At 38.4% G+C, this 12,503-nt stretch carries 9 protein-coding genes and 1 pseudogene; all 10 read left to right on the top strand.

Annotated features, from left to right (window positions below; translation table 11 throughout):
• Positions 1–6 precede the first annotated feature (6 nt).
• Positions 7–1,041: an alpha-ketoacid dehydrogenase subunit beta gene (locus MMB69_RS15285; RefSeq protein WP_013082775.1), complete on the top strand. Its 1,035-nt coding sequence runs from the start codon at positions 7–9 to the stop codon at positions 1,039–1,041.
• Positions 1,042–1,065: 24 nt separating this feature from the next.
• Entirely contained in the window at positions 1,066–2,295 is a 1,230-nt protein-coding gene (locus tag MMB69_RS15280; protein ID WP_221812881.1) for a dihydrolipoamide acetyltransferase family protein, read from the top strand.
• A gap of 15 nt (positions 2,296–2,310) precedes the next feature.
• Positions 2,311–3,690, top strand: a complete 1,380-nt coding sequence (gene lpdA / locus MMB69_RS15275; protein ID WP_221812879.1) for a dihydrolipoyl dehydrogenase — start codon at positions 2,311–2,313, stop codon at positions 3,688–3,690.
• A gap of 264 nt (positions 3,691–3,954) precedes the next feature.
• Positions 3,955–5,832, top strand: coding sequence for a sigma-54-dependent Fis family transcriptional regulator (locus MMB69_RS15270; RefSeq protein ID WP_277447945.1), 1,878 nt, complete (start codon positions 3,955–3,957; stop codon positions 5,830–5,832).
• 77 nt (positions 5,833–5,909) lie between these two features.
• Positions 5,910–6,146: pseudogene (locus MMB69_RS15265) on the top strand (butanediol dehydrogenase); the annotation flags it as partial.
• A 287-nt stretch (positions 6,147–6,433) separates the two neighbouring features.
• A complete protein-coding gene (locus MMB69_RS15260) occupies positions 6,434–7,648 on the top strand; it encodes a cystathionine gamma-synthase family protein (protein WP_277447944.1) in 1,215 nt (404 codons plus the stop codon).
• A 232-nt stretch (positions 7,649–7,880) separates the two neighbouring features.
• Positions 7,881–8,453, top strand: a complete 573-nt coding sequence (locus MMB69_RS15255) for an HTH-type transcriptional regulator Hpr (RefSeq protein WP_277447943.1) — start codon at positions 7,881–7,883, stop codon at positions 8,451–8,453.
• A gap of 184 nt (positions 8,454–8,637) precedes the next feature.
• Complete coding sequence (locus MMB69_RS15250; RefSeq protein WP_221782649.1) at positions 8,638–9,744, top strand: GerAB/ArcD/ProY family transporter; 1,107 nt, start codon at positions 8,638–8,640, stop codon at positions 9,742–9,744.
• Complete coding sequence (locus MMB69_RS15245) at positions 9,731–11,254, top strand: spore germination protein (protein WP_277447942.1); 1,524 nt, start codon at positions 9,731–9,733, stop codon at positions 11,252–11,254. Before MMB69_RS15250 ends, MMB69_RS15245 begins: the two co-directional genes overlap by 14 nt.
• Positions 11,254–12,414, top strand: coding sequence for a Ger(x)C family spore germination protein (locus MMB69_RS15240; protein WP_277447941.1), 1,161 nt, complete (start codon positions 11,254–11,256; stop codon positions 12,412–12,414). The genes MMB69_RS15245 and MMB69_RS15240 overlap by 1 nt, the downstream gene beginning before the upstream one ends.
• Positions 12,415–12,503 lie beyond the last annotated feature (89 nt).

The raw sequence follows: 12,503 nt of genomic DNA, 5'->3' as shown, positions 1-12,503 counted from the left end.
AAGGAAATGACTAGAAAATTAAGCATGTCTGAAGCTATTAATGAAGCTATGAAACTAGCGATGCGAAAAGATGAGAATGTGATTCTTTTGGGAGAAGATGTAGCTGGCGGAGCGGAAATTGACCACCTGCAAGATGATGAGGCTTGGGGCGGGGTCCTTGGAGTGACAAAGGGGCTTGTACAAGAATTTGGACGTGAACGAATTCTTGATACGCCTATTTCAGAAGCAGCTTATATAGGAGCTGCAATGGGAGCGGCAGCTACAGGGTTAAGACCGGTTGCAGAATTAATGTTTAATGACTTTATTGGCTGCTGTTTAGATCAAGTGCTGAATCAAGGCGCAAAATTTAGATACATGTTTGGAGGAAAAGCTGAAGTGCCCGTCACGATTCGGACAACCCACGGAGCTGGATTTAGGGCTGCAGCTCAGCATTCTCAGAGCTTGTACGCCTTGTTTACTAGCATTCCTGGCATTAAAGTAGTCGTACCTTCTAACCCTTACGATGCAAAAGGGTTATTGTTAGCAGCTATTGAAGACAATGATCCGGTTATCTTTTTTGAAGACAAAACATTGTACAACATGAAAGGAGAGGTTCCTGAAGGCTACTATACAATTCCGTTAGGGAAAGCGGATGTAAAACGCGAAGGAACAGATTTAACCATTGTAGCCATTGGAAAACAAGTAAATACTGCGCTTACAGCAGCAGATCAATTATCTCACAAAGGAATTGATGTAGAAGTAGTCGATCCGCGAAGTCTATCACCTTTTGATGAAGAGACCATTCTTTCTTCTGTAGAAAAAACGAATCGATTAATTGTCATTGACGAAGCCAATCCAAGATGCAGCATCGCAACAGATATTGCTGCGCTAGTTGCTGATAAAGGATTTGACATGCTTGATGCACCTATTAAACGAATTACAGCACCACATACACCTGTGCCATTTTCTCCTCCATTAGAAGATATTTATCTGCCAACACCGCAAAAAGTAATTGAAGTTGTATCGGAGTTACTAGGAGATAAATCGCTTCTAAGCGTGTAATTTTAAAAAAGGAGGAGGAAGCAAATGGCTGCAGAGGTTGTAATGCCCAAACTAGGTATGGCAATGAAAGAAGGTACCGTTTCGACGTGGAACAAAAAAATTGGAGACTCCGTTTCAAAAGGAGATATGATTGCAAGCATTAATTCTGAAAAAATCGAAATGGATATTGAAGCGCCGCAGGACGGTGTGATTCTTGATATTCTTGTACAAGAAGATGTAGGAGTACCTCCTGGAACGATTATCTGTTATGTTGGAAAGCCAAACGAGCAGCTCACTGAGCAGAACCGTTCAGCAAATGAGCTGCAAGCGCCTAAAAACGAGGTAGCGGCTGCTATCTCTTTGGAAGAGCCGCCAGCAAACGCAGCTCCATCAAAAAAGAATAAAGAAACTGTGCGCATTTCGCCAATTGCACGGAAAATAGCAGAATCTGAAAACCTTAATGTTGAAACGATTAAAGGCACAGGACCAAAAGGAAGAATCACCAAAGCAGATGTAGAAAAAGTGCTGGCGGAAAGAGCTTCAGAAGCGAGTCCCCAAACGGTAGAAAGAGATAACACCGCTATAAACAAAGAAACTCTTCCCGTAGCGGGCATGAGGAAAGTCATTGCAAATCGAATGCATAACAGTTTATTAAACAGTGCCCAATTAACGATTAATATGAAAGCTGACGTGACGGATTTACTGTCTCTTCAACGAGAAATTAAAGATGTGACCCAGCAACGCCATAAGGTGAAAATCTCTCTAACTGATTTTATTGCTCGCGCTGTTGTTCTTTCACTTCAAGAACACAAACAAATGAACAGTGCCTATATTGATAACGAAATTCAACTCTATAACCATGTTCATCTTGGAATGGCCGTAGCCTTAGAAAATGGGTTAGTTGTTCCAGTTATGCAGCATGCTGAAAAGATGTCGTTAGTTGAATTAGCTGCAGAGATTAAAACACGAGCAGCGGATGCTCGGCAAGGTCAGCTGAGCACTGATAGGATGCAAGGTTCTACATTCACTATTACTAATCTCGGTGCTTACGGAGTAGAGTATTTTACACCTGTATTAAACCCGCCTGAAACAGGAATTCTTGGTGTTGGAGCTACTGAAGATGTACCGATGTATAAAGGAGACGAATTACAAAAAAGAAACTTGCTGCCTTTAAGCCTGACGTTTGATCATCGCGTACTGGACGGAGCACCTGCAGCTAATTTCCTTGGAACTATTAAACAATACTTAGAACAGCCTATTTTACTACTCTTATAGAAAGGGGTGCATTCCGTGAAACCTTTAGTTGTCATTGGCGGCGGTCCTGCAGGATATGTGGCGGCAATTACTGCCGCCCGGCAAGGAAAACAAGTTACGTTAATCGAACAAAAAGATTTAGGTGGAACATGTTTAAATGAGGGCTGTATGCCAACAAAGTCATTATTAGCAAGCGCGGAAGCCTATGAGAAAATTAAGCAAGCTGAGCAATTCGGCATCACTCTTCCTTTAGAACAAGTGAAAATTAACTGGGATGGCGTTCAGCATCATAAAACAGCCATTGTTAAAAACTTGGTCAGTGGAATTGGCTATTTGATGAAAAAGAACAGTATTAAAGTCATGAAAGGAGAAGCTTCCTTTTTGACAAATCATCGTCTATCCGTGCGAAACGAAAATCGCGTAGAAGAGGTAGAGGCTGAACAGTTTATTATTGCTGCGGGTTCAGAACCTGCTAGCCTCCCATTTGCTCCTTTTGATGGAAAGTGGATCATTCACAGTAAACAAGCAATGTCGCTGCCTGCTATCCCTTCATCTCTTTTAATAGTAGGAGGGGGTGTAATTGGATGTGAATTTGCAAGCATTTACAGTCAAATGGGAACAAAAGTAACGATTGTGGAAGCGGCAGATCAGCTGCTTCCTGGTGAAGATGCCGATATCGCATTTACGTTACAGGAAGAGTTAGAGAAAAAAGGCGTAGGGATTTATACATCCGCTTCGCTAACAGAAATGAAGCCAGAACATAAAACGGCTCTATTTAAACATAAAGAAGAGCTGCATGAACTGCAAGCTGAGTATGCATTAATTTCAATTGGAAGAAAACCTAGAGTGCTAGGTTTAGGTTTAGAACAGGTTGGCGTACATTTTTCAAAACAAGGAATTGATGTTAATGAGCATATGCAAACGAATATACCTAACATCTATGCTTGTGGAGATGTAGTTGGCGGAATTCAGCTTGCTCATGTCGCCTTTCATGAAGGCACAGTTGCTGCTTTACACGCATGCGGAAAAGATAAGAGCGTAAATTACCGAGCTGTACCACGCTGCATTTATACTCACCCTGAAATTGCAAGTGTCGGTATGACAGAAAAGCAGGCTCGAAGCGAATACGGCGATATTCGCGTCGGAGAATTCTCGTTTACGGCAAACGGCAAAGCGATGATTGCCAATGAGTCCGTTGGAAAAGTGAAAGTAATCGTAGAACCGCAGTTTAATGAAATTATTGGGCTTTCCATTGTAGGTTCACATGCTACAGAATTAATTGGACAAGGAACCATTATGATGCACGGAGAGTTGACCACAGATATAATGGAAGACTTTATCGCTGCCCACCCTACATTATCTGAAGCCATTCACGAAGCTCTTTTGCAGTCGGCGGGTCAGGCCGTTCACTCTTAACTATACAAATGTCCTAAATGATTAAGCTCTTTAGGAATGAAAAGTAAAAATGAAGGGTTTAAAAAGATAAACTAGAGGATGAAGGAATCATGCAAGAGAGATAGGAGTTTTCCTGCATCCTCGTCTAGTCTTTCTATAATTTTTACATAACGTAAGTTTAAGAATCTATCTTTGGTAATGATAACGCTTTCTTTGTGATTTATAATAATAGTAACAAGCCTTGATTTACTATATTCAATTAAGTTTATAGGGGAGAGGTAAGAAATGGAATCCACACTTTCTTTAAACACATGGAAACGTTTTGTAAACGAAGGTGCACTTGAATCTTCAAGGTTAAACGACATCATTGTGAAATCGTGGCACCGCTGTAAAAGCGCAGATGTTAATCCTTACCTAGATAAAGGCAGATCGATTTTAAAAAACGAAGCTTTTCATTCTCGAAAACAAATGAACTCTTTATTTCTTGAGACGGCTTTGCCGCACTTAGAAAGAATCAGGCAATCAGCAGCGGACTTAGGAATGGTTGCTTTATTAATTGACCCAGAAGGCTATATTTTATCTATTACAGGAAATAGACTTACACTGAATGAAGCAAAGAAAATTAATTTTGTGGAAGGTGCCTGTTGGACAGAAAAAGAAGTAGGCACAAATGCAATAGGTACGGCTCTGCAAACGGAAGAGCCCATTATGATAACGGGTACAGAACATTATTCAATTGCTTCGCATCAATGGAGCTGTTCAGCAGCGCCTGTTCGAAATGACGACGGAAATTTAATTGGGATTATTAATATTTCTTGTCCTGTAAACAGAGCTCACCCTTATACACTTGGAATGGTTACGTCCATTGCGTATACAATTGAACGGGAGTTAAGCATTCGAATGCACAAAGATGAAATTGAGTTGGTTCACGCTTCTATGAATTTTGTTGATAGCAAACAGCTCTTGCTGCTTTGCAATTACAAAGAAGTGATTGTGGGAGCAAGCAAAACCGTGCGAGAATGTATACCAAAATGGTCAGGCCTGCAGTTGAATACGATTGTACAACAGGGATTTCGTATAGTGATGGAAGTGCCTGTAATTTCAAAGAGACACGGTCATTCTATTGGGAAGATTATTTATTTATCAGAAGAAACGCACCATAACCAAACAACTGCACAGATCCCTGCTCAATCATTTTCTTTTAAAGGAGAAGCGGGCATAAGCCCTTCCTTTCAGCAAACGCTAGAAGAAATAAAGCATGCGGCTCCTACGGATACAACGGTCTATATTTTAGGGGAAACAGGTACCGGAAAAGAAGTAATTGCTCAAACAATTCATGAAAACAGCTCGCGTAAAAACGGACCTTTTATTGCTCTTAATTGTGGTGCCATTCCGAAGGAACTTATGGAAAGTGAATTATTTGGCTATGCAGAAGGAGCATTTACAGGAGCACGGCGTCAAGGATATCAAGGAAAGTTTGAGCAGGCTAATCATGGTACGATTTTTCTTGATGAGATAGGTGAGCTTCCTCATTCTATGCAAGTTTCTTTACTAAGAGTATTGCAAGAACGCAAGATAACACCTGTTGGAAGCAATCAGGAAATTTCAGTAGACATCCGGATTATTACCGCTACTCATCGAGATCTTCGTCAACTTGTCGGTGAAGGGACGTTTCGAGAAGATTTATATTACCGGCTTCACGTGTATCCCGTGCATGTTCCGCCTTTGCGAGAAAGGAAAGAAGATATTCCATATCTGATGCGCTACTTTTGTCAAAAGAATGCTTGGAATATTAATTTCCCCAAAGAATTAGTGGATAAATTAATAGATTACCAGTGGCCCGGCAATATTCGAGAATTATTTAATGTACTTGAACGCTTGAAAATCTCACTAAACACGGAAGTAGAAAAAGAGAAAGTATTGAATTATTTAAGTTCTTTAAATCTTGGCGGTCAGAAGAGCATCTCCCACTTTGATACTTCACAAAAAATAGAAGAAAATGATTTTACGTCCTTACCCGCACTCACATTTCGTGAAAAAGTTCAAAAAGACTTAATGATGGATGCTTTACGTAAAACGCAGGGAAATGTGTCACTTGCCGCTAAACTGTTAGATATACCAAGAAGTACATTTTATAACAGATTAAAAAAATTCAATTTATAAGCTGAGAGTTCATAGGGATTTTAAATTTTCAAATAAGAATAGGAGCTGAGTAGAATGAAAGCATTAAGATGGCACGATTTGAAAAAGAAGCGTCCATTCATCCCCAAACAATCGTTTTACAAGAGCGTACAGTAACAGGTATTATTGGCTACCGCGATGTATTTCCAGCGGTTATCAGTTTAATGGCAAAAGGCTATTTTTCTGCTGATAAACTGGTGACAAAACGTATTAAACTAGAACAGGTGATTGAAGAAGGTTTTGAGACATTATTAAAAGAAAAAGAACAGGTGAAAATTTTGGTGAAAGCCGAATAAAAAAAGAGGCTGGGACAAAAGTATTTTAGACGAAGTAAAAAATGAACCATTGATCAAGATTTTTGATTAGTGGTTTGTTTTGTTTGTTATGGTAAGCGTAGGTTCGGTTTGTTTTAAGTTCTTCTAGCAGTTGATTGGATTCATTTCGTTATATCTCAACCTCTTTAAATTTAATGAGGAATGTACGTATATTTTATTATCAGATTATTCTGTACTATATACAGTATATTGTATACAATATATAATCTAATCATTATCTAATTAATAAAATCAGAGGTGATGGGTGAATGACAGACAAACAGTTTAGAAATGTACAAGACGGAACAAAAGCGGTATGGGCAGGAGAAAAAGAATCGCTTGCTTATAATGCCACTCAAGTTCCTGTCGTCTTCAGCGTAGCGTACAATTATGATGATGTAGATGAATGGCAAGAAGTTGCGTTAGGAAACAAACCAGGCTATACGTATAATCGCATGAGTAATCCTACGGTTAAAGCTTTTGAAGAAAAAGTAAGGATACTTGAAGTAGCAGAAGAAGCGGTCGCATTTTCCTCCGGCATGGCGGCTATCAGCAGCACATTATACACTTTTTTAAAACCGGGAGACCGAGTCGTATCGGTAAAAGATACATATGGAGGAACAAATAAAATCTTCACTGAGTTCCTTCCTAACATCGGAGTTGATGTAACCTTATGTAATACGGGAAATCATGAAGAAATTGAAGCAGAAGTAAATAAAGGGTGCAAAGTGCTATATCTAGAGTCACCTACAAATCCTACGATGAAAATTATTGATATTGAAAGAATAGCGAAAGCAGGAAAAGCAGTAGGGGCAGTCGTCATTATTGATAATACGTTTGCGACACCCATTAATCAAAACCCTCTTCAATTAGGGGTAGATCTTGTCATTCACAGCGCAACAAAATTTTTAAGCGGACATGCGGATGCCTTAGGAGGGGTAGTATGCGGCTCTAAAGAATTAATGCAGCATGTGTATCACTACCGTGAGATCAATGGCGCGACCATGGATCCCATGTCAGCGTATCTTATTTTAAGAGGAATGAAAACGTTAAAATTACGCATACGTCAACAAGAACGAAGCGCTTTGGAAATTGCTAAATTTCTTCAAAAGAAAGAAGCTGTTGAAGCCGTCTATTATCCAGGATTGGAAACACACCCTCATCATCATATTGCCAAAAAACAAATGAAAGGCTTTGGCGGAATGTTAAGCTTTGTGTTAAAAGGAGAAATGGAAGCCATTAAAATTTTATTGCCAAGGTTAACGTATGCAAATAAAGCCGGTAATCTAGGAGCGGTTGAAACGATTTACGGCCCGGCAAGAACGACTAGTCACGTAGAATGTACGCTTGAAGAACGTAAAGCTCTTGGAATATCCGAAGGACTAGTTCGTATATCTGTAGGAATTGAAGATACGGAAGATCTAATTGCAGACTTAGAACAAGCATTTGCTCACTTAGAATCCGCATCATCTATTAGTCATTAAAAAGACACGTATTACTTTTTTTAATAAAAATAAGGTAAGCAACTCTTTTTAGTTGGTAGACATTTCTTCAGAATTGCAGAGATATTGTGGAATAAAGCTGATAAATTAAACTGCACGTGTATTTTTTCGTCTGATTTTGTAGGTATGCTGATAAATTAGATGAAATAAAAAAATTTTTACACGCTTTAGAAATAAACTAACTTACAACAGCCTACAAATAAGGAATGAGAGTATGTCGAAACAAAAAAGTGAATACACAATAAAAGATGCATCATTGTTTGGATTCAAATTAATGCAGGTAAGTAAAGCCATCTGGAGAGCTGCGGAAGATGACTGGGAGCAATGGGTGAAACCTTATGGTCTAAACGTAAATGAGCATCATATTTTATGTTTGGCTAGTAACACGGGAGAAATTTCTATGTCAGAGTTAGCTAATTTAGGAGCTATGCATATCTCTACAGCATTTAATTTTTCGAAAAAATTAGAAAACCAAGGATATCTGCATTTGTTCAAAAGAGAAAATGATAAAAGAAACACCTATATCAAATTGACTGAAAATGGCGAACAATTATTGCTTGATACGCTCAAAGGGTATGAACCACATAACAGTAAAATATGTAAAGGCGCACTTCCTTTAAAAACGTTATACGGCAAATTTCCCGCTTTTCCAGAGCTAGTAACCGTTGTTCGCCATGTTTGCGGCGGCGAGCTTGTGACCGTTGCTGATCAACCTTTTGTGAATATAGAAGAAGCGGAAATAGAAGAAAATGAAGATAAGAAAGAAGTCCAGCTAACTAGTAATTGAACACAGTGAATAATGTGCAGAGAATAGGGCTTTGTGAAAATAAGTGAATAACAGGCTGAGCTGTTTTATACGTGAGAAATATGACGTATAAAACAGCTCTTTTTATTTTTCGAGTGAGGATTTTCCATTATATTATGAGAAATTTAGGATAAGCTACCAGTAGTAAATTTGCCGGAGAGAAGGAGTGGTTACCATAAATAAGTCAGACTCAATTTCTGTTTTTCAATTGATCCTTCTTTCAATGACGTTTATTGGCTTAAAAACTCATGTGATGCTTATATCTCCATTAATTAAAACGGCAGGACGAGATGCTTGGATCACCGTGCTTCTTACTTGTCTTTTAACGCTCATATGGGTTCCTTTACTCGTATATGTAAATAAAAAAACAAAAGGCGAACATCTTTTTCAATGGATGAAAAAACATATGAATAAGCCATTTACCAATGTCGTTATTTTTCTTACAATCGCTTATTTGACCATTATGGAGATCGTCACTTTACGAGAGACGATTACGTGGATTAATATTATTTTCCTTCAGCGAACACCTTTAATTATCCTTGTTTTGATATTTGGTTTTACCTGTTGCTTACTTGCTGCTACGAGTATTAGAACGATTAGCATTGTAAACGTATTTCTTTTATTTTTTATTGTGCTATTAGGTTTTTTTGTTTCTTTTACAAACTTTCAATTTAAAGATTATTCTTTATTGCAGCCTGTTTTAGAAAATGGCTATTTTCCTGTTATCAAAAGTATTGTATTTCAAGGATCAGGGATGGTAGAGCTGCTGCTGCTGCTTTTTTTGCAGCACAAAGTACCGCAGCCTATACGCTATAAGCATTTAGCGGTGGCTGCAATTCTCTTAACAGGCCTTACGATTGGGCCTCTCATTGGAGCAATTACTGAATTTGGCCCTGTAGAAGCCTCTAAGCAACGTTTCCCTCCCTATGAAGAATGGGGAATTGCATCACTTGGAAAGTTTATAGAGCATATCGACTTTCTATCTATTTATCAGTGGTTGTCGGGTACCTTTATCCGCATTTCGACCTTTCTTTTTATTATGAAAGAATTAGTTGCGTTTCAAAAAGGCCAAAAAAGGTTTCTTTTACTCATTTTAGTGGTTATCACTGTATGTACACTAGCTCCTATAACGGACTTTGCTTTTTCAAATCTTTTATTTTTTACAATCATACCGGCTACTTTCTGGTTATTTGTTGCTTTCTCTCTTTTCTTAGCAGGCATAGTCTTTCTATTTTCTCATAAAACAAGGAGGGATAAGAGTGGAATTTTTTAAGAAGAAAAAAGGCTACAGCTCTAAAAAACAAGAGACGGAAAGTCTTTTAAAAGAAAGTTCTTCTCGTTCTCAGGTCATCAATGAGTGTACATTAAGAGATTTATTTGGAAAATGCAGCGATATTAACTTCGAGACCGTTTATTTTTATAACAAACGAGTGCTTATGATTTATTGTACCGGTCTAGTTAGTACGGAAATGCTATATGAAATGATTCCTAAAAGATTAGAGGAATGCTGCGCTAAGTTAGAGGGTGAAGTAGAAGGAGACAAGATCATAAAATTATTAAACCTTCCCTCAGTTTCTATCGTTCAAAATGAAGAGCAGGCAGTTTCGGAAATTTTTTCTGGGAAATTATTCATTGATTTTGGATCACCACAATCTGTTCTGTCTATCGATATTTCGGACCGTCCTCAAAGAAGCCCAGAAGAAACGAAAAATGAAGTAACCATATTGGGTCCTAGAGATAATTTTATTGAAGACTTACCTGTCAATATTGCTTTAATTCGCAAGCGTCTTAAATCGGTTTCCTTGTTAACAAACTCTTTAGAGATTGGAAAACGAACAAAGACAAAAGTAAGCATTTTATACATGGAAGATGTAGCTGACAAGAAGATACTTGACGAAATTATGGAGAAGTTAGGGGATATCGATATCGACGGTATTTTCAGCGGAACACAGTTAGAAGAGCTCATTAATAAAAATCCGTATAGCTTTTTTCCACGCCACGCTTATACAGGGAGACCTGATTTTGCGGTTCAATCTCTGTTAAATGGCCGGTTCATTATATTAATTGATGGAACTTCATATGCGTATGTTACACCCATTAACCTTTTTTACTTATTAAAAGGATCTGAGGATAAAGAAAATACATATTTATACAGCTCTTTTGAGCGTATTCTTCGAATCTTCGGGCTTTCCATCGCTGCTTTTTTGCCGGGTTTTTGGGTGGCAATGACGGCTTTTCATCAAAATCAGCTTCCGCTCAGTCTATTAGCTACGATTGTTGAAGCAAGAAGAGGTGTCCCGTTTCCTACCTCTCTTGAGGCAATATTAATGCTTCTTTTATTTGAATTGTTTCGAGAGGCAGGGTTTAGACTGCCGACTTCCGTCGGGCAGACACTCAGTGTAATCGGAGGGCTTATTATCGGTGATGCAGCCATTAGAGCCGGTTTAACAAGTCCTGCCATGCTTGTTGTCATTGCAGGCTCTACGATTGCTACGTTTACGCTAGCGAATCAGTCTCTTATAGGAACAATTTCACTAATCCGCTTTTTTTGTATTATCTGTGTCAGCATCTTGGGTTTTTTTGGATTTTTCATTTCCATCTTTTTAGTCATGATCTATATTACAAACATTCGAACGTTTGGTGTGCCCTATTTCGAATTAGCAACCCGGTTAGACGCGAAAAATATTTTAAAATCTCTCTTCCGCCTTCCCGAAAGTAAAAAAGCAACAAGAGCCAGTATGCTTAACCCAAGCGATTCCACTCGCGAAGAAGGAGAAAGTTAGTGAAAAGGAACATAAGGAATTTACTTATACTTGTTACGAGCTCTTTTTTATTGTTTCTTTCGGGGTGCTGGGATACGAATGAACCGGAACAAATGGTATATGCACAAGGAATGGGGGTAGATTTTAAAAATAATCGTTACGTTCTCTACCTGCAGACAATTAATTTAAGTTTATTAGCAAAATCAGAGGCAAGCGGTGCTGGCGCTGGCCAAATCAAAGTAGAAGTTGGCTATGCAACAGGTAAAACTATTGATGAAGCCATTTTTAGATATTATCAAATTTCTCAGCGCAGAATCTTTTTTGGGCACTTAGCTTTCCTTGTTCTAACGGACGATGCGTTAAAGCATGGCGCTGTCAAATCTGCGGTGGATTTTTTAGATCGTTATCGGGAAACGAGATACAACATCTGGATGTATGCTACGAAAAGTCCTTTGAAAAAAACGTTGTTAGCTACGCCTATGTTCGAAGTATCTAACGCTCTTTCTCGCTTGAGCGATCCTAAAGTGATTTTTAAACAAAACTCGTTTATTCCACCCGTTGATTTAAGAGAGCTCATTATCCACCTTAATGAACCAAGTCACGAAGTAAACATTCCTCTAGTTCAGACTAAGGAACATTTAACAACGGATCAAAAAAGAGAAACAGCTATTCAAGTAAACGGAGCAGTGGCTATTACATCATCTGAATTAAAAGGCGTTTTTTCTGAGAATAAAATCAAAGGGCTTAGATGGATAACGGATGAATTCGTACGAGCTGGTTTACGGGTAAGGCTGCCTGATCATTCCGATATTGATCTTGTGGTAGATAAGAAAAAAGTAAAAATTGAACCTGTTATAAAAGGTAGTAATTTAACATTTAATATAAAAGTTCGTGCAAAAGCAACGATTTTAGTTATGCCGCAGCACGAAAAACTATCGACTATAAAAAAAGAAGCTGAACAGAAAATTAAGAAACAAATTATTGAAACGTACGCGCAAGGCTTAAGTATAAACAGCGATGTTTACAGGCTTTCTCATGTTCTTTACAAAAAAGAACTGCGTAAATGGAAAGCTGTTCAAAGCAACGGGGCCATTCCTTTAACAAAAGACTCAATAAATGTGAAGGTCAACGTACAGGTTAAGCACGGAAACAAACAGCGAATAGGTCCGACTTTAGATTAAAATGCTTAAAACCCGCACATCTCACCTGAGAATATTAACTCATTAAACAACGGGCAAAAGTTGAGGAATAGATAAGATAGAAAAGACCA

Origin of the sequence: Priestia sp. P5, assembly GCF_029522155.1 — a bacterium.
Lineage (GTDB): Bacteria > Bacillota > Bacilli > Bacillales > Bacillaceae_H > Priestia > Priestia megaterium_E.
This window is presented reverse-complemented; position numbering and strand designations above follow the sequence as displayed.

Excerpts from the sequence above, each read along its gene's own strand:
- MMB69_RS15285 (WP_013082775.1), top strand. The coding sequence starts at position 7 with ATGACTAGAAAATTAAGCATGTCTGAAGCTATTAATGAAGCTATGAAA.
- MMB69_RS15280 (WP_221812881.1), top strand. The coding sequence starts at position 1,066 with ATGGCTGCAGAGGTTGTAATGCCCAAACTAGGTATGGCAATGAAAGAA.
- MMB69_RS15270 (WP_277447945.1), top strand. The coding sequence starts at position 3,955 with ATGGAATCCACACTTTCTTTAAACACATGGAAACGTTTTGTAAACGAA.
- MMB69_RS15260 (WP_277447944.1), top strand. The coding sequence starts at position 6,434 with ATGACAGACAAACAGTTTAGAAATGTACAAGACGGAACAAAAGCGGTA.
- MMB69_RS15255 (WP_277447943.1), top strand. The coding sequence starts at position 7,881 with ATGTCGAAACAAAAAAGTGAATACACAATAAAAGATGCATCATTGTTT.